Raw genomic sequence first — 17,274 nt, 5'->3', positions numbered from 1 at the left:
AATATCAACAGCTAGCCACCAGGCTTTTTTTCCTCTTGTTGCTTGACTGGCCGCACCACGGTTCCGGAGATGAGCGAATCGGAGGGATTGAGAATGACTTGTTCGTTGGCGTCGAGGCCCGAGACGACTTCGATCTGCGTACCGAAATCCTTACCGAGCGCCACCTTCTTGAGTACTGCCTTGTTGTCCGCCGCCACCACGGCCACCTGCACGCCTTCGGGACGGAACAGCAGCGCATTCACGGGCAGGATCAAAGCGGGCTTGCCGGCGTGAAGTTTCAGATGCACCTGCGCGTAGGCCCCGGGTAGCAACTCGCCCGTGGGGTTATCCACTTCCACTTCCGCCTGCAATGTGCGGGAGGTCGCGTCTATGGATTGGGCGGTGCGCACCAGCATGCCCTTGAAGCGGCGCCCTGGAAACTCCACCAGCACCAGCTCCGCTTCCATCCCAGGGGTGATCTCGCGCGAATAAACCTGAGGCACGCTGATGTTCACGCGCAGCCTGTCGGTGGCCGCCACGTGGAACAGCTCCTTATCCTTGCCCGCGGCGCCCGCATCCACAAGCGCGCCCACCTCCGCGTTGCGCGTGGTGATCACGCCGGCAAAGGGCGCAAAAATGCGTTTGAATGACTGGGTCTTCTCCAATCTCGCCACGTTGAAGCGCGCCGAATCCAGTGCCGCCTTCTTGGCCTGCATATCGCCGTGGGTTTGATCGGCACCCTGCTTGGACACGGTGTTGGATTTCAGCAATTCCTGCCAGCGCTCGGCGGTCTTCCGCGCCAGCTCGTAGTTCGCCGTGGCGGTGGCGAGGTCGGCCCGTGCCTGCTGTAATTGTTCATCGACCTCGGGCGTGTCGATCTCGGCCAGCAATTGGCCGGCGGTCACGCGCGTGCCAATATCCACCAACCGCCGCTTGATGTAGCCATTGGTTCGCGCGTAGAGGGGCGCCTCCGTGAGCGCCTGCATGTTGCCGGCCAGTACCAAGGTCTGGCCGGGGCTCCCATTTTTCGGCGAGATCACCGCCACGGTGGGAACATTCAGGTTCTCCGTGTCCTTCTTGAGCGCCGCGGTGCTCTCCATGCGAGGGTGGATCGCGAACCACAACAACAGCGCGATCGAGGCCAATCCCCCGCAAAACGCAAGGACCTTGCGTAACGGATGGCCGCGGCGAGGCGTCATTTCATCGGTTTCCACTGCTTCTCTAGCCCGGTACCCTTTGCAATGCTTCCCCGGCGGTGCCAGGTAGGCTTAACACACCCCGCTTATTATGAATGGCCGCGAACACCACGGGAACAAAAAACAGTGTGGCCACGGTGGCGAATGCCAACCCTCCGATCACGGCCCGCCCCAGGGGCGCGTTCTGCTCCCCGCCCTCGCCCAACCCCAAGGCCATGGGCACCATGCCGGTGATCATGGCCAAGGCCGTCATCAGCACTGGGCGAAAGCGCCCGAATCCCGCTTCGATGGCTGAAGTGATGGAGTTAGCACCCTGGCGCAACTGCTCGCGCGCGAAGCTCACCACCAGAATACTGTTGGCGGTGGCGATACCCATGGCCATGATCGTGCCCGTCAAGGCGGGAATGCTAAGGGTGGTGTGAGTGACAAACAGCATCCACAGGATGCCCGCCAGCGCCGCCGGCAAAGCGGTGATGATGATGAAGGGGTCGAGCCAGGACTGGAAATTCACCACCATCAGCAGATAGACGAGCACGATGGCGATCGCCAAGCCTATGAGCAACCCGGTGAAGGAGGAATTCATGGTTTCCATCTGGCCGCGTAGAAGAATCCGCGAACCCTTCGGCAATTCCTTCTCCATATCTCGCACGATCTTGGTCACGTCCTTCGCCACGCCACCCAGATCGCGCCCCTGCGTGGAGGCATACAGGTCGATGACCGGTTGCACGTTCCAGTGGCTGATGAGCGCGCGCTCGCTACCGCGTTCCATGGTGGCGAGATTACCTAGTACCTCCGCGCGCGCGCCGTTTTGCCCGGTTACCGGGATGTTGAAGAGTGCGTCCAGCGAGTCCATGGTGTACTGCGGCGTCTGCGTGATGACGGAGTAGTTCACCCTGTTCTTGGGATTGAGCCAGAACGCCGGGTTGGTTTGAAAACTGCCGCTCAGCGTGATCAGCAGGCTGCTGGCGATATCGCGTTGCGAAAAACCGATTTGCTGGGCCTTGGTGCGGTCCACGTTAATATCGAGTTTGGGCTGGTCGAAGGCCTGCTGGATACGCACGTCGGCAAGGCCTGGCACCTCGCGCAGGCGTTGCAAGAGACTCAGTGCGAATTTGCGATTGCCCTCGATGTTGCGGCCCACGACCTGTATATCTATGGGCGATGGCAATCCGAAGTTGAGAATCTGGCTGACGATATCGGCCGGTAGGAAGTAAAAAGTGATCCCCGGAAAAAGTTTCGGCAGTTCCTTGCGCAAGATGCGTACGTACTCTTCCGTGGGACGGTGGCCCTTCTTCAGCGCCACGTTTATGTCGGCATCGGCGGTTCCCGCCGTCCCGGAGGTGTTGTAAGACAGGTTGGTACCGCTGGAGGGCAATCCGATGTTGTCGATGATCGTGTCCAACTCCTCCGCCGGAATGATGCGGCGAATTTGCGATTCCACCAAATCGCACAAGCGCGCCGTTTCCTCGATGCGGGTTCCGGTCTTGGCGCGCAAATGCAGTTTGAACTGGCCAGCGTCCACGGCCGGGAAGAAGTCCTGCCCCAGCCACGGCATGAGGGCAGCGGAAGCGATACAAGCCGCCATGAACAAGGAGAGGAAAAGCGTTCGGTACGCGAGACAACTTTCCAGCATGCTGCGATAGCGCAAGCGCATGTTGGAAAAGCCCCGCTCAAAGGCGCGCTGAAACATCGCGAGCGGATTGCGGCGAGGAGCGCCGGGCTGATGGGTTTCCTTGCGCAGCAGGTACTTGGCCAGCGTGGGCACCAAGGTGCGAGACAGCAGATAGGAGGCCAGCATCGCGAAGACCACGGCCTCGGCCAGCGGCGCGAATAAATAGCGCGCCACGCCCGCCAGGAAAAACATCGGCACGAACACGATGCATATGGCCAAGGTGGATACGAAGGTGGGCACCGCGATCTCTTGGGCGCCATCCAGGATGGCCGCGTCCAAGGACTTACCGCGTTCCAGGTGCTGCTCCATGTTCTCGATGGCCACGGTGGCATCGTCCACCAAAATACCCACCGCGAGCGCGAGACCTCCCAGGGTCATGATATTGATGGTCTCGCCCAGCATGTGGAGAACCGCCAGGGAGGAAAGAATGGCCAGGGGAATCGATACCGCGACGATGAAGGTGCTGCGCCAACTGCCCAGGAATAGCAGAATCATAAGCGCCGTCAAGCAAGCGGCGATCACGGCCTCTTGTGCCACCCCTTCCACCGCCGCACGCACGAACAAAGACTGGTCGAGCGCGGTCTGAATGTCCAACTCGGGCGGCAGGCCCGCCTTCATGCGAGGCACCTCATCTAGCACGCGCTGAACGATATCCAGCGTGGAGGCCTGGCCGTACTTGAGAATGCTCATCAGCACCGCGCGCTGGCCGTCGTGGCGAACGATGTTGGTTTGCGGTTGAAAACCATCGCGCACATTGGCCACATCCCGGATGTAGAGGGTGCTGCCCCCCACCGTGCGAATGGGCAAGTCGTTCAGCTCCGCGATGGAGCGCGGGCTGCCGTTGAGCCCCACCACGTACTCGAAGCCCCCGATCTTCACCGTCCCCGTGGGCAGCACCAGGTTCTGGGCATTGACGGCGTTCACCACGTCGAGCGCGGACAATCCCTTCGCTTGCAGCGCGCGCGGATCCAGGTCCACCACCACTTGGCGCGATTTGCCACCGTAGGGAAAGGGCAGGATGGCGCCTTGCACCGTGGCCAGTTGAGTGCGCATGTTGCTGTTGGCGAGATCGAATAGCTCGTGCTCCGCCAAACTCTTGCTCGACAGCACCAGTTGCACGATGGGCACCGTGGAGGCGTTGTAGCTCAATACCAGAGGCGGCGTGGCACCCGGCGGGAACTGCCCCAGCATGGTTTGCCCGATGGCAATCACCTGCGCCAACCCGGTCTGAATGAGGGCGCCCGGATGGAAAAACACTTTCACCACGCCCACGCCGTTGACGGTCTGGGATTCGATGCGCTCGATGTCGTTCACCGTCGCGGTCATTGCACGCTCGAAGGGCGCCACGATACGCGCTTCCATTTCCTCGGAGGCAAGTCCCGTGTAACGCCAGACCACGCTCACCACCGGGATGTTGATGTTGGGGAAGATATCGACGGGCGTGCGCAATATGGCGACCGTCCCCCCGAGCAGGATGAGTAGCGCCAGCACGATGAAAGTGTAGGGGCGGCGCAGCGCGAGTTGGACGATCCACATGGTGAAGACGGGAAGTTGAAAGAGCACGATCCCGGAAGGATCAAGCTCGTGCATGTTAGTGGATTTACAGGCGCCGTGGAGTACACTGCGGCGCCGTTAACTTGCCGCTCGTATTTCCAAATGACACTCTCCGGCCGCGCCCCCGCGCCACCACCCGGGACGCCAAGCGTGATCGAATTGCGGGACGCGCGCTTCGCCTGGGCGCCGGGCGAAGCACCGGTGGTGGACATCGAGCACATGCATATCGCGCCCGGCGAGCGCGTGTTGTTGCGCGGGGCCAGCGGAAGCGGCAAATCCACCTTGCTGAGTTTGATCGGAGGCATCGTGACGCCCAGCCAAGGTAGCGTAACGGTGCTAGGGCGCAACTTGAGCGAGTTGGGCCACTCGGCGCGCGACCGCTTCCGCGCCGGTCATATCGGCTTCATCTTTCAGTTGTTCAACCTCGTACCATATCTTTCCGTGGTGGAGAATGTGTGCTTGCCTTGCGGTTTCTCCGAGCGCCGGCGCGAGCGGGCCATGCGAGCGGGCGGAAGCGTGCGGGCGCAAGCGAGAAAAATATTGGAGCAACTGGGCATGGCGCACTTGCTTCAGCGCTCGGTGACGCAATTGAGCGTGGGACAACAACAACGCGTGGCGGCGGCACGCGCCCTGATCGGTGCTCCGGAAATCATTATCGCGGACGAACCCACATCCGCTCTGGATACGCGGAGCCGGGAAGATTTTCTCAGTCTTCTTTTTCGGGAGTGCGAGCGCGAATCCGCCGCGTTGCTGCTGGTGAGCCACGACGCTTCCCTTGCGCCGGGCTTCCACCGGGATATCGCCTTCAAGGATATCAATCGCGCCATGAGAGAGGGCGTGAGCGCATGATCGCGCAACTGGCCCTCAAGAGCCTGCGCAACCGCAAGTTCACCGCGGCGCTGACCGCGTTTTCCATCGCGCTCTCGGTGATGTTGCTGCTGGGCGTGGAGCGCATGCGCAACGAATCGCGCACGAGTTTCACCGCCACGGTGTCCGGAACCGATCTCATAGTGGGCGCGAGAAGCAGCCCCGTGCATTTGCTGCTGTACTCGGTGTTCCATGTGGGCAACCCCACCAACAACTTGCGCTGGGAGAGTTATCTCGGTATCGCGCAACGCCCCGAAGTGGCGTGGGCCATACCCTTTTCGCTCGGCGACTCGCACCGCGGCTTTCGCGTGCTTGGCACCACCGCCGCCTTCTTCGAGCACTTTCGCTTCGGCGGCAACCGGTCCCTCGTTCTGGCGCAAGGAAATCCCTTTGCGAACGCACGAGAGGCTGTATTGGGAGCCGATGCCGCGCGGCGGCTCGGTTACCGCGTTGGCGAACGCATCGTGCTCGCCCATGGCGCGGGAGATGTGAGCTTCATCACCCACGATGACCATCCCTTGCGCGTGAGCGGCATACTGGCGCGCACCGGCACCCCCATTGACCGTGCGGTGCACGTGAGCCTGGAAGCGCTGGAAGACATGCATGCACGCGCCGGCGCGGAGGAAGACGATCCCCTGGCCGCGGCCACCCGCCACGACGAGGCACGGCACGCTCCCATCTCCGCGTTTCTTCTCGGGCTCAAGATCCGCGGCGCGGCCTTGGCGGTGCAGCGCCTGGCCAACGAGTACGAGCCCGAGCCACTCACGGCTATTCTTCCGGGTGCGACGCTTCAAGAAGTATGGGAAATCCTTGGGACCGTGGAGCAGACCCTGTTCGCTGTGTCGGTCTTGGTGGTGATCGTGGGCCTGGCCGGTATGCTGGTGGCCCTTCTGACAAGCTTGAACGAGCGCCGCCGCGAAATGGCCGTGCTGCGCTCCGTGGGCGCGCGGCCCGCGCATGTATTCGCCCTGATCCTCGGCGAGGCGGGCTTTCTCACCCTGTCGGGCATGGTGTTAGGCTTGGCGGTACTCTATGGCGGCTTGATCCTTGGTCGCGGATGGCTGGAAACTCAATTCGGCCTGTTCATCGAATTGGCCTGGCCCTCCGCCCATGAGCTGCGATTGCTGGCGCTGGTTGGCATCGCGGGAGTGCTTATCGGACTTATTCCCGCCTACCGCATCTACCGGCGCTCGCTCACCGACGGCATGACTATACGAATCTGAACGCATCGAATTCACCGTTCCATCCCCGAACATGCAGACCAACGATCACCGGCTTCTGAAAATCTGCGCGATGGTTCTCATCACGCTCCTAGCACCCTTCGCCCAGGCCGAAGCGCCGCGCGCCATCATGTGGAAGGATTTGGTGCCGGAATTGTCCGGCGGCAACCCCTTCGGCAAACTCTCCAAGCAGCAGCTCCTGCTCCTGACCGACATCGCGTCGGTGCGAGAGCGACAGGAGCGTAACGAAAAAATATCTCCCATCGAACTCGAAGACGAGAGAGCGGGCACCCGCAAGCTCGAACAAGCGGAGGTGGATGTGAACAGCCTGCTCGCCAAGCGCAAGGAAATCATGGAGCAGAAGCGCCAGCGCGCCCAGTCCGTGAACACCGAACTCGACGGGCAATTCGTACGCATCCCCGGCTATCTGCTGCCTCTCGATTTCGCGGGCAAGGAAATCACCGAGTTCCTACTCGTCCCCTGGGTGGGCGCTTGTATCCACACGCCGCCCCCGCCGCCCAACCAAATCGTGCACGTGAAGGCGGACAAACCTTTCCAGAGCACGGGGCTCTACGCCGCGGTCTGGGTCACCGGCCGCCTATCCACCGCTGGGAGCAAGAAATCCCTGTACTTGGTGGATGGCGCGTCCAACGTCGATATCGGCTACACGCTCAAGGCAAGCGTGGTGGAGGCCTATAAGGAGTAGTTTCTTCCAAACTACTTGAACGTCGGCAACGCCAGCGCGGTGGGGGCCTGCCCAGGCAAGTGCTCATGAGGCGCGGGCTTGTTCATCACGGCCTTTAGCTTCAAGCTCTCCACGCCCTCTTCTTCCACGTCGGCACGCAGCGCCGCCATGGCGCGAAATTTCAATTCCGGCGAATACCAGATGGTCATCGTGCTCACATCGCCTTCGGTTCGCACGTTGGCGACGATGAACGAAGTGCTCAACTGCATCCACGGATTCTTGAGAGCCGCGAAGGACGTGGTGATCATTGGCACGCCATCGAGCTCGAGGGTGACATAAGTCTTATCGCTCTTGCCGCCCAGCTTGACCACCTCCGCCGCGCGAAACCAACCCGCGCCCAGAACATTGAAGCTGGCCGCCTCGCCAACGGCCGTGGTCCCAACCTGCCGCTCGGCGGTGACCATATCGCCGCGCAAATCTCCCTCCACGCAGGCCAAGACAACGCCCGAGGCCATCCCCACGGCCATGCCCATCAAACTTCTACACGCGGCTTCCATTCGTAACATCATATCCGGCCTCCTCCGTAAGCCAGTCTAGCAGTACGCCGGGGGCCGCGGGAGATGTACCTTCCAAAACGCTTCCCCTATACTGAGTCTCGAGCGTGACAGTCCGTTTCGAACAGTGCGATCCTTGAGCCTCGGCCGCTGGTTCGCGTCACATCGGACACGCACCCGAAATGAGCCGGATTTCATGTTGAGCATCGAAGATATTCGTGCCATTCCGCTATTCGCCACTCTGGCGGAACGAGAACTCGAGCGCCTGGTTCGCAATTCGGCCGATATACAACTTCAGGCGGGCGAGTACGCCGTGCATGAGGGAGGGGAGCGCGCCCTTTTTGCGGTGCTGTCTGGCAAGATCGAGGTGGTCAAGCAATTCGACGGTATTTCGCGTACCCTCGGTTGGCGCTTGCCCGGCGCTATTTTCGGCGAGGTTCCTCTTGCGTTCGCCACGCCGTTTCCCGGCGGCTATCGTGCGGCCTAACCCTCTCGGTTGATCAGGATCGAGACGCATCATTATTTCGCGATCGCGGCTCTGGCCCCGGTCGTCTTATGCGGTAAGGCAATCGCGGGCAACAACCCCATTGACGAGAATTGGTGGCCCAGCGAGTTGGGTGCCGATGACGAAATGGGCGGGGCCAAGTACATCACCCCCTAGAAGCGCATCGCGGCGGCCAAACTGGTCAAGCGCGGCAAGATGGCGCTATTGGGCCACCCCTACAGCAATCACATGCCCCTGGTGCCAGGCCGCACTTTCGCCTTGAGCATCCCCGGCGCGCCCACCCACGGGCCCTTGAGCTGGCCGGGCGACAACTTCATCATGACTTTCATGGACGAGATACTCACCGCGGAGATTGGCCAGGTGGAAACGCAATGGGACGGTTTTGCCCATCCGATGATCCGCGTGGAAGGCGTTCCTGGCTGGAAGGACGGGGACTATTTCTACAACAAGCACCGTCTGCAAGACGTGGAAACCGCGCGCGGCATGAAGAAGGTCGGCACGGAGAAAGCCGGCGGCTTCTTTACGCGCGGCATCTTGATCGACATCGCGGGGCTGAATGGAACTACCCGCCTTGCGAAGGGCTACTCCATCACCATGGCCGATTACCGCGCTGCGCTGCAAAGGCAAGGCATCGGCGACGCCACTCAAGGCGATGTGGTGCTCTTCCGCACGGGTTGGAATAGCCTGTGGAATACCAACCACCTAGGCCGGCCTGCCGGCGAAAAGGTGAAGACCGACGAGCAATTGGCGAAGGACAACGCCGAGTTCGGCTCGGGCGAACCGGGTGTCTCTCCGGAAGTCTGCGATCACCTAGCGGCCAAGAAAATAGCCATGATCGGATCCGATACCTGGGGTCTGGAGCCCTACGACTTCGCCCAAGGCGTGCCCGATGCCTTCGCCTATTGCCACATGAACCTGGTGGCACGCCGTGGCATCAGCAACTTCGAGAACCTGTCCCTGGACGATTTAGCCGCCGACAAGGCCTATGAGTTCAATTTCGCCTGGGCACCATTGAAGTTGGTGGGAGCCACCGGATCGCCCGGCAACCCCGTCGCCACGTACTAACCGATCCTCCGTGTCCCTCCCCCGCTCGCGGGGGAGGGTTAGGGTGGGGGCCTACTAACCCTCCTCCAGCATTTCCTTATAACGCTGGCGCGCGGCCTCTTCCCTGATCACGTCATCTATCTCGCGCATCACGCCATCCACGTCAGGGGCCGTTTCGACGCGTTCGAAGCAACCGGTCAGCACCACATCCGGATGTAGCTTGCCGCTTTCGTAGAGCGCCCAAATTTCCTTGCCGTAATCCGTGCCACGAAGCTCCGTCGCGTACTGGCCAAAATAGCGGGTCAGATTCTCCACATCGTGCTCCAGCATACGGCCGGCGTTGTTGTTGCCCGCCGCATCCACCGCTTGGGGCAAGTCGATGATGACCGGACCGTCCTGCCCCACCAGCACGTTGTACTCGGATAAGTCACCGTGAACGATCCCGGCGCACAGCATGCGCACCACCTCCATGATCAGAATTCCATGATATTCGCGCGCTTGCTCCGGCGTGAGCACCAAGTCGTTGAGCCTTGGCGCCGCATGGCCGTTGGCGTCCGCCACCATCTCCATGAGCAACACGCCGTCGAGAAAGTTGTAGGGCTGCGGAACGCGCACGCCAGCGGTTGCGAGCCGGCGCAACGCATCCACCTCGGCGTTCTGCCAAGCATCCTCCTGCTCCTGGCGGCCGAAACGCGAACCCTTGTCCATGGCGCGGGCGCGGCGGCTGTTCTTAACCTTGCGGCCTTCCGTGTACTTGACACTCTGGCGGAAACTGCGTTTGTTGGCGTCCTTGTAGACTTTCGCGCAACGGACTTCTTCGCCACAGCGCACGATGAACACGGTGGCTTCCTTGCCGCTCATGAGCTGGCCGGTGACTGCGTCGATGAGACCTTCCTCGACGAGAGATTCGAGACGCTTGGGGGTTTTCAAGGGTGCGCGCCGCAGGGGCGCAGGGGGAAGGTATGAAGGGGGCGAAGTCTAGCTTAAAACCTCAGTCTTTAATCTGAGCTTCCCGGTAATCACCCTCCCACCGCCAACCGCCGGATCTCTTCGACGGATTCTGGATTCGCCAGCGAGCTCAAGTCGCCCGCGGGAGCGCCGGTGAGAACCGATCGCACCACCCGGCGCATGATCTTTTGATTACGCGTTCGCGGCAGGTCCGCCACGAACAAAACGCGCCTTGGGCGGTAAGCCTTACCCAGCCTGTCCGCCACGGCCTTGATCAGTTCTTTTTCCACATTGTCCTGGCCGCCAGAACTAAGTACGCAGACGCATACGAGCGCGGAACCGGTCAATTCGTCGGGCACGCCAATCACGGCGGCGTCCTTGACGAGGCCGGTTCCGATGAGCACCGCCTCCACCTCGGCCGGCCCCGTGCGCTTGCCCGCGATCTTGATGGTGTCATCCGATCTGCCGTGCAGATACCACAGGTCTTCGCCGTCGCGCGAGGCGAGATCCCCCTGCACCCACACGCCCTCGATCACCCGCCAGTAACTTTCGATGTAGCGCTCCGGCGTCTTCCACAGCCCGCGCGTCATGCCAATGGAAGGCCGGCGCATGACTAACTCGCCAATCTCGCCAGAAGCCACGGAGCGTCCGGTGGCATCGACGATATCCGCGCCACACCCCGGCACGGGATGGGAGAACGCGCCCGGGCGAATGGGGCGCAGAAAACTGCCGATCAAGATGGCGCCACCGCACTCGGTGCCGCCCGCGTAATTCAGAATGGGGATTCGCCCGGCGCACACGTGGCGGAAGAACCATTCCCATGCTTCGCGCGTCCAGGGTTCGCCCACGGAGATGGTCGCGCGCAATGCGGACAAATCGATGCCCGCGAGCACGTCTTCCACCTTGGCGTGCATCCACTGCCGCACCATGGTAGGCACCACGCCCACGATGGTCACCGCGTGCTTCTCTACCATGCGCCACATGCGCACGGGATCGGGCCAATCGGGCGTGCCTTCGGAAATGACCAGGGTAGCGCCCAACAATGCGCCGCTGATGATGATCTTCGGTCCCACGATCCAGCCCATGTCGCTCATCCACATGAGACGGTCGCTCGCCTTCAAATCGATGCACAACCCCATGTCGAGTGCGTTCTTGGCTAGTACCCCGCAGTGCGTGTGGACGGTTCCCTTAGGTCTACCCGTGGTGCCAGAGGTATACATGAGCATGACGGGGGCTTCCGCATCCAGGATTTCTGTGCGCGCATCGGCTGCGTCGTGCGCGCTTGGCCAGGCCACGTCACGTGTTGCCACCACCGAACTCCTTGCGCTCCGGCCGAGCACCACCACCGTGTGCACGCTCGCCACCGAAGCCAACGCTTCGTCGAGCACCTCCTTCATGGCCACTACTTTGCCGCGCCGCCATGAAATGTCCGCGGCGATGACGGCTACCGCATCGCCATCGGTCAAGCGGTCGATGATGGGCTGGGGGCCAAAACCGGAAAATAGTGGCGTGATGATGGCGCCAATCTTGGCCACCGCGAAGAATGCGGCGGCGGCTTCCGGAATCATGGGCAAGAAAATAGCGACCACGTCGCCCCGGCCTATCCCTCTTGCGCGCAACAGCGCCGCTAGACGATCCACCTCGGCGGAGAGTTCGGCATAACTCCACTCGCGCGTGGAGCCGTCTTCGCCTTCCCACACCAACGCTGGTTTCGCCCAAGTGGCCGTGCCGCGATGACGGTCCAGGCAATTCATCACGAGATTGGTGGTGCCGCCCACACACCACTTGGGCCATTCGATCCCCGCGGACAAATCCATCACGTTCGTATAGGGAGTCTCGAAGCGAATGTCGAAGAACTCCAACAGCACCTGCCAATACCAGTGCGGCTCGGCATCCGCCCGCCGCATGAGATCCTCAAGAGTGCCTAAGCCATGGCGCTTTAGAAACGCATGGATGTTGGTTTCACGGATGATCTCTTGCGTGGGGTTCCAGACGAGGTCCTCAGTCATAGCTGGCCTTGACTCCGACGCAAAGCACCGCCATTAGCGAATCGTGGAGGCTGCCCTGTGGAGGAGAATGGTTTTTGAACATACATGATTCTACGATGACGCAAGAAAATAAAACCTCTCAACGCAAAGACGCAAAGGGCGCAAAGAAACCCAATAAAGATTTCCTTTGCGCCCTTTGCGTCTTTGCGTTGATAATTGGTTTAGGTTGGCAAGGTTAGAACTAAGAAAGCGCGGATCACTTCCTCGCCTTCGGGCGCATTTCCGGCGCGGCGTTCAAATGTTTCTCGAACCCATCCAGATACTCGTCCAAGGCTTTCTTGTTGCGCGCGCGAAATTGGTTGAAGTCAGGTTTGCGTCCATCGAGGAACGCTTGCATGCCCTCCAAACTTTCCTCCGATCCCCACACCATGGCCAGCATCTCCATGCCTTGCTGCCACGAAGCGTATAGCTCGTCGGATTCGCTGTTGAAGGATTTCTTGGTGTAGCGCAGCGTTTGCGAGCTGTGGCCCTTGATGGTCTCGCACCACTTCAAGGTCTCGGCGATGAGATCCGCATGGGGCACGCACTTGTTGATAAGACCGATGCGCTCGGCCTCCTCCCCCGGAAATCTGCGCCCCAGAAAAATCATCTCGCGCGCCAGGCGCTCGCCTATGATGCGCGGCAGGTACTGCGTCGCCCCCACCGTGGGGCACGCCCCGACCTTGGCCCCCGTCTGGCCGAGCACGGCGCGATCCGACGCGATGGCCAAGTCGCACCATAGCGCCAATTCATGGCCGCCTCCCATGCACCATCCGTTGATCATGGCGATCACGGGAATCGGCAACCCACGAATAGTCATGGCAAGCCCCAGCATGCGGTCGTTCCACATATAGGCGTTGGCGCGGTTCAGTCGCATCATGGCGTGGAAGTCGCCGCCCGCGGAGAAAGCTTTATCACCCGCGCCGGTCACCACCGCACAGGCGATTGTCGGGTCTTCGCGTGTAGACTTGAAAGCGTCAATCATTTCGTCCAAGGTCTGCTCGCGAAAGGCGTTGTGGACGCGCGGCCGGTCGATGGTGATCCAGGCGACTTGGCTTTTGACCTCGAAGATGATGTCGCCGTAGCGTTTCTCGGATTTGGCGGAAGAAGTTTTAGCGGCCATGGTGTGCGGGTTGGGAGTGTGCTGATTTAGTACGTTTGCCCTGAGCTAGTCGAAGGGCGCTCTTTGTAATAAGTTTAAGTAATCGAATCTTCCGTTCATGGTTCGACACGCTCACCACGAACGGAAGATTTATTCCGCTATTTTCTAAGGTTGAAATGAACAATTCGCCGAAGTGGAAAATCCTAGGGTCTGTTGGCATATATTTCGTGGATCGCCCACGAAATATATGCCAACAGACCCTAGCACAGCAAGCATGAAGATCCGCCGCGTGGAACCTTTTGCCGTCAGCCTGCCCATGGTGAAACCCATGAAGATGGCGGGTGTGGAACTTCGCACCGCGGACAATGTTCTGGTACGCATCACTTCGGAGAGTGGCGAAACAGGATGGGGCGAGGCCGCGGCCGCACCCACCATGACCGGTGAAACCGTGGAGAGCATGATGGCCGCCGTGCGCTATCTAGCGCCTTTTTTGATAGGCATGGATGCGGAAAACTTCGCGGCCACCGATCGCGAGCTGGCTTGGCGCATGTATGGCAACCACGCCGCCAAGGCGGCCATCGAGGTGGCTATGCTAGATTTGGTGGGCCGCGCGCACCGTCAACCAGTGCACGAATTGCTGGGTGCGAAGCAGCGCGGCCGGGTGCCGGTTCTCTGGCTCATCGGCACCGGATCCTTGGAGGGGGATGTCGCCGAGGCACGCGCCAAGAAAGCGCAGGGCGTGATCGCCTACAAAATTAAGATCGGCGCCAATGATCCCCAAGCCGACGCGCAGCGCACCATCGCCATCTGCGAAGCGCTAGGATCGGGCATGCTGATCAGCGCCGATGCCAATCAAGGCTACAGCGTGGAAGATGCCATCCAGTACGTCCGCGCGGTGGAGCACTGCGCCATGGACTTCGTGGAGCAACCCGTCGCGGGGGACGACCTGGAAGGCATGGCGCGCGTGGCGGCTGCCAGCGGCATCGCCATTGGCGCCGATGAAGGCATCCACAGCCTGGATGACATCGAACTCCACCGCAGCGCACACGCCGCCGAAGGCGGCAGCCTCAAAATCATCAAGCTGGGCGGCCTGCGCGCCGTCTATCAAGCGGGCATTCTTTGCGAACAGATCGGCATTCATGTCAACCTCGCCTGCAAAATCGCCGAGTCCAGCATCGCCAGCGCCGCCATCTTGCACGTGGCCGCCGCATTGCCACGCCTAGATTGGGGAGTCAGCCTGTCGAGCCAATATCTGGCGCGGGATCTGGCTCGGCAACCCATCATGATCGATCACGGCTTCGCGGAAGTGCCCAAGGGTCCGGGGCTCGGTATCGAGGTGGACGAGGATGCCGTTCGCGAGTTCTGCTGGAAGTCATAACAACCATAGCGGCTGGAACTCCAAACATTAGAACGGACGCATATGCCAACGGCGGGCCGCTTGACATGTCCGGTGCGATACATGTCACGTAGCCCGCCCATATGAGAAATGGAAGCATGCCAAAGCTGGCAGCCTATGCTGCGGTAAAGGTTCTTGGTAAATGCCATCGCTAAGGCAGGAGATACGAATAACCCGGCAGCGACGAAAGACCCAACAGGCTCGCTCATGCAATATGCGATGCCGAAGTAGGATTGGGGAAAAAATAAAATGCTTATCGATAACCAAGCTGCGATTCTGGCAGGGCGCGAATTTACCGGCCACATGAGCGCAAACATCTTAAACTAATGGAGTCGTTCATACGATCGCCGCCATATGTGTCTCGATAACGCCGTGTTCACCGTGGCGGGGCGCTATTCATCTGACCATCTCCAACGTTCGATAAATTCGGAGCCACCAGATTATCCAAGTCTTGCCCCAATCAGTCTGGCAAACCTCTTCAAGCCTTGCGCAGCGAGCGTACCGGCACATTCTTGCGCCGTCTTCGAAGGGTTTCGAAGGTTATCGCTCATCCGTGAGAATGCCGCCACAACATGATCCGGCGAATCCGCAAACAGACGGCATAAGAAAGCATCTGGATTTTCGGCGGTTACTCGGGCTCTCGCCAGATCCTCGCGATCAAAATCCTTCAAGTTCCAAGTGATAATCGTAACCATGTCCGCGCCGGAACGTTTGCGTGCCGCGACGGCAGCAGCGGCGACATGACGATCCTTGCTATCGGTCTTGGGGAAAAGTCTCTCATACTGGCGGTACCCGCCGATCAAGGCATCGCCAGCCGCTCGATCCATCAACTCGCGCACGCGATCCAGGACGCGGCGCTCGATGGCGTAATCGCGCTCAACATTGCGCATCCACTCGTTGTGGATCTCATCGGTCCAATGGGCGCGAATCGCTCCTCCCGCAGCCAGCCACATGAACAAGTCGCGCTGCGCCGCCGGATAAAGAACGCACGCATCGAGCACGACGACAGGCGGCACGGTCAATAGCCGAGACCATGGCGTTGCGATACGGCTGCGAGCGCCTTGAGCGCCGATTCCCGTTCCGCGTCTCGTTTGCGCTTGTACTTGAGCACCGCAGACCGAGCGATTCGGCGATGGCGGCCAGCCTTGGGCAATTGCGGAATTTTTCCAGTTTCGAGCAACTTGACCAGAGACGGGCGTGAAATGTTGAGCAGGTCAGCCGCCTCCTGCGTGGTAATGGAATCATCGTCCTCGATTACGCGGACATGTTTGCCGGCCAAAAGCAGCTCCGCTGTTCGTTCGATGGCGCCAGTCAGCGGTTCAACCAAATCGGTCAAGACTTCCGAGGAAGTTTTGCCAGGCCTCGCACGACGGATAACCGAAATAAGAGAGCGTGCGGATTTTTCGCACGCGCGGCGCATGGATGGCGCACGCTTGGCACGCGGCGGAGGGATGGTGTTTGCAGTCACGGTACAACTCCTCTTGAGAGCCTGGAGACCTTTCGATTATATCTACCTATTCGAAACCACTCCAGAAATCCCTTTCTCACTGTCGGAATTAAAGCGTCAACCCCCCATCCACCGTGAGCGTCTGCCCCGTCACCATCGCCGCCGCGAAGCCCAGGAACACCACCACTTCGGCGATGTCGTCCGTGGTGCAGCGGCGTTTGAGTAACGCCCCGTTCGCGGTGGCGGCGCGCTCTTCCTCGGACCATTCCACCATCCACGCGGAATCCACGGCACCGGGGGCCACGGCGTTCACGCGCACTTCTGGCGACAATGAGCGTGCGAGATTCTGCGTCAGGCTTACCACGCCGGCCTTGCTGGCGGAATAGGCCACGCTCGAACCCGCGCGGCCCAGGCCTGCGATGGATGCGGTGTTGACGATGGCACCGTGCGAAGCTTTCAGCGCTGGCGCGGCGGCGTGCGCGCAGCGGAACACGCCCAGCAGGTTGGTCTGCAAGATAGTGTTCCAGAACTCTTCCGTCATCATGTCCAGTTCGCGGGGTTCGATCTTGCGGCGGGAGTTAGGGGTCCCCGCGTTGTTCGCCAAAAAATCGAGGCGGCCGAGTTTTTGTACGGCGTCGTTGACCATGCGCTCGGCGTCTCCCGCCACAGCCACGTTTCCCGGTGCGGCAACGGCGTTGATGCCCTCCGCCTTGAGTTTCTCCACGGCTTGCGGGCCGCGCGGATCATCGCTCAGAAAATTTACTGCCACGGTGCCACCATTGCGGCCAATCTGGGTGGCGATGGAAAATCCGATGCCGGAGGCGCCGCCGGTGACGAGTGCGGCGCGGCCGGCGAGATTATATTGAGTCATGTTTTCTCCATACTTTTGATGCTAAAAAAATCTTTCCCACGAAGGGTACGAGCGTACACGAAAGGAAACCTATGAACCTAAAAACCGCAATACAAGCCACGGAGGACTCAGAGATCACAGAGGGAAACAGTGGGTTAATGATCGATACCGCTTCACCCAATAGGTGAGAAGCATATGCGAGTCAAGTCTTTGGTTTTCCTCTGTGCC

General features: G+C 60.5%; 14 protein-coding genes and 1 pseudogene. 6 read left to right on the top strand and 9 right to left on the bottom strand.

Features of this window, described 5'->3' with window-relative positions; genetic code table 11:
• Nucleotides 1–11: 11 nt before the first annotated feature.
• Nucleotides 12–1,178 carry an efflux RND transporter periplasmic adaptor subunit gene (locus EXR36_06630; GenBank protein ID MSQ59315.1) on the bottom strand — a complete coding sequence of 389 codons (1,167 nt, stop codon included), beginning with the start codon at nt 1,176–1,178 and terminating at the stop codon, nt 12–14.
• 22 nt (nt 1,179–1,200) lie between these two features.
• Nucleotides 1,201–4,383 carry an efflux RND transporter permease subunit gene (locus EXR36_06625; GenBank protein ID MSQ59314.1) on the bottom strand — a complete coding sequence of 1,061 codons (3,183 nt, stop codon included), beginning with the start codon at nt 4,381–4,383 and terminating at the stop codon, nt 1,201–1,203.
• A gap of 120 nt (nt 4,384–4,503) precedes the next feature.
• On the opposite strand from EXR36_06625, the gene EXR36_06620 reads away from it, so the two are divergent.
• The 3 genes from EXR36_06620 to EXR36_06610 are packed head-to-tail and all read left to right on the top strand — an operon-like array spanning nt 4,504 to nt 7,194.
• Nucleotides 4,504–5,250 carry an ABC transporter ATP-binding protein gene (locus tag EXR36_06620; GenBank protein MSQ59313.1) on the top strand — a complete coding sequence of 249 codons (747 nt, stop codon included), beginning with the start codon at nt 4,504–4,506 and terminating at the stop codon, nt 5,248–5,250.
• Complete coding sequence (locus EXR36_06615; protein ID MSQ59312.1) at nt 5,247–6,491, top strand: ABC transporter permease; 1,245 nt, start codon at nt 5,247–5,249, stop codon at nt 6,489–6,491. The genes EXR36_06620 and EXR36_06615 overlap by 4 nt, the downstream gene beginning before the upstream one ends.
• A gap of 31 nt (nt 6,492–6,522) precedes the next feature.
• Nucleotides 6,523–7,194, top strand: coding sequence for a DUF3299 domain-containing protein (locus EXR36_06610; GenBank protein ID MSQ59311.1), 672 nt, complete (start codon nt 6,523–6,525; stop codon nt 7,192–7,194).
• Between the two features lie 11 nt (nt 7,195–7,205).
• On the opposite strand, the gene EXR36_06605 is transcribed toward EXR36_06610, so the two are convergent.
• Nucleotides 7,206–7,742 carry a hypothetical protein gene (locus EXR36_06605; protein MSQ59310.1) on the bottom strand — a complete coding sequence of 179 codons (537 nt, stop codon included), beginning with the start codon at nt 7,740–7,742 and terminating at the stop codon, nt 7,206–7,208.
• Nucleotides 7,743–7,923: 181 nt separating this feature from the next.
• Between EXR36_06605 and EXR36_06600 the strand changes: the two are divergent.
• A pseudogene (locus EXR36_06600) lies at nt 7,924–8,388 on the top strand (cyclic nucleotide-binding domain-containing protein).
• A gap of 39 nt (nt 8,389–8,427) precedes the next feature.
• A complete protein-coding gene (locus EXR36_06595) occupies nt 8,428–9,297 on the top strand; it encodes a cyclase family protein (GenBank protein ID MSQ59309.1) in 870 nt (289 codons plus the stop codon).
• Between the two features lie 54 nt (nt 9,298–9,351).
• On the opposite strand, the gene EXR36_06590 is transcribed toward EXR36_06595, so the two are convergent.
• From EXR36_06590 to EXR36_06580, 3 genes are all read right to left on the bottom strand, one after another.
• The gene (locus tag EXR36_06590) at nt 9,352–10,206 is read right to left on the bottom strand and encodes a serine protein kinase RIO (GenBank protein ID MSQ59308.1); all 855 of its coding nucleotides are present in this window, start codon (nt 10,204–10,206) and stop codon (nt 9,352–9,354) included.
• An 89-nt stretch (nt 10,207–10,295) separates the two neighbouring features.
• Complete coding sequence (locus tag EXR36_06585; protein MSQ59307.1) at nt 10,296–12,233, bottom strand: AMP-dependent synthetase; 1,938 nt, start codon at nt 12,231–12,233, stop codon at nt 10,296–10,298.
• Between the two features lie 235 nt (nt 12,234–12,468).
• A complete protein-coding gene (locus tag EXR36_06580) occupies nt 12,469–13,374 on the bottom strand; it encodes a hypothetical protein (protein ID MSQ59306.1) in 906 nt (301 codons plus the stop codon).
• 226 nt (nt 13,375–13,600) lie between these two features.
• On the opposite strand from EXR36_06580, the gene EXR36_06575 reads away from it, so the two are divergent.
• The gene (locus EXR36_06575; GenBank protein MSQ59305.1) at nt 13,601–14,731 is read left to right on the top strand and encodes a hypothetical protein; all 1,131 of its coding nucleotides are present in this window, start codon (nt 13,601–13,603) and stop codon (nt 14,729–14,731) included.
• Between the two features lie 458 nt (nt 14,732–15,189).
• Here the strand turns inward: EXR36_06575 and EXR36_06570 are convergent, their stop codons facing one another.
• From EXR36_06570 to EXR36_06560, 3 genes are all read right to left on the bottom strand, one after another.
• Nucleotides 15,190–15,903 carry a PIN domain-containing protein gene (locus EXR36_06570; GenBank protein ID MSQ59304.1) on the bottom strand — a complete coding sequence of 238 codons (714 nt, stop codon included), beginning with the start codon at nt 15,901–15,903 and terminating at the stop codon, nt 15,190–15,192.
• Entirely contained in the window at nt 15,768–16,217 is a 450-nt protein-coding gene (locus EXR36_06565; GenBank protein ID MSQ59303.1) for a helix-turn-helix domain-containing protein, read from the bottom strand. Before EXR36_06565 ends, EXR36_06570 begins: the two co-directional genes overlap by 136 nt.
• An 88-nt stretch (nt 16,218–16,305) precedes the next feature.
• Nucleotides 16,306–17,067 carry an SDR family oxidoreductase gene (locus EXR36_06560; protein ID MSQ59302.1) on the bottom strand — a complete coding sequence of 254 codons (762 nt, stop codon included), beginning with the start codon at nt 17,065–17,067 and terminating at the stop codon, nt 16,306–16,308.
• Nucleotides 17,068–17,274: the final 207 nt, after the last annotated feature.

It is taken from the genome of Betaproteobacteria bacterium (assembly GCA_009693245.1).
GTDB lineage: Bacteria > Pseudomonadota > Gammaproteobacteria > Burkholderiales > SHXO01 > SHXO01.
Note: the sequence above shows the minus strand (reverse complement) of the source record. Positions and strands in the feature narration are given on the sequence as shown.

What these genes read in the sequence shown, in the direction of transcription:
- EXR36_06630 (MSQ59315.1), bottom strand. Translation starts at nt 1,178, where the DNA reads ATGACGCCTCGCCGCGGCCATCCGTTACGCAAGGTCCTTGCGTTTTGC.
- EXR36_06625 (MSQ59314.1), bottom strand. Translation starts at nt 4,383, where the DNA reads ATGTGGATCGTCCAACTCGCGCTGCGCCGCCCCTACACTTTCATCGTG.
- EXR36_06620 (MSQ59313.1), top strand. Translation starts at nt 4,504, where the DNA reads ATGACACTCTCCGGCCGCGCCCCCGCGCCACCACCCGGGACGCCAAGC.
- EXR36_06615 (MSQ59312.1), top strand. Translation starts at nt 5,247, where the DNA reads ATGATCGCGCAACTGGCCCTCAAGAGCCTGCGCAACCGCAAGTTCACC.
- EXR36_06610 (MSQ59311.1), top strand. Translation starts at nt 6,523, where the DNA reads ATGCAGACCAACGATCACCGGCTTCTGAAAATCTGCGCGATGGTTCTC.
- EXR36_06605 (MSQ59310.1), bottom strand. Translation starts at nt 7,742, where the DNA reads ATGATGTTACGAATGGAAGCCGCGTGTAGAAGTTTGATGGGCATGGCC.
- EXR36_06595 (MSQ59309.1), top strand. Translation starts at nt 8,428, where the DNA reads ATGGCGCTATTGGGCCACCCCTACAGCAATCACATGCCCCTGGTGCCA.
- EXR36_06585 (MSQ59307.1), bottom strand. Translation starts at nt 12,233, where the DNA reads ATGACTGAGGACCTCGTCTGGAACCCCACGCAAGAGATCATCCGTGAA.
- EXR36_06580 (MSQ59306.1), bottom strand. Translation starts at nt 13,374, where the DNA reads ATGGCCGCTAAAACTTCTTCCGCCAAATCCGAGAAACGCTACGGCGAC.
- EXR36_06575 (MSQ59305.1), top strand. Translation starts at nt 13,601, where the DNA reads ATGCCAACAGACCCTAGCACAGCAAGCATGAAGATCCGCCGCGTGGAA.
- EXR36_06560 (MSQ59302.1), bottom strand. Translation starts at nt 17,067, where the DNA reads ATGACTCAATATAATCTCGCCGGCCGCGCCGCACTCGTCACCGGCGGC.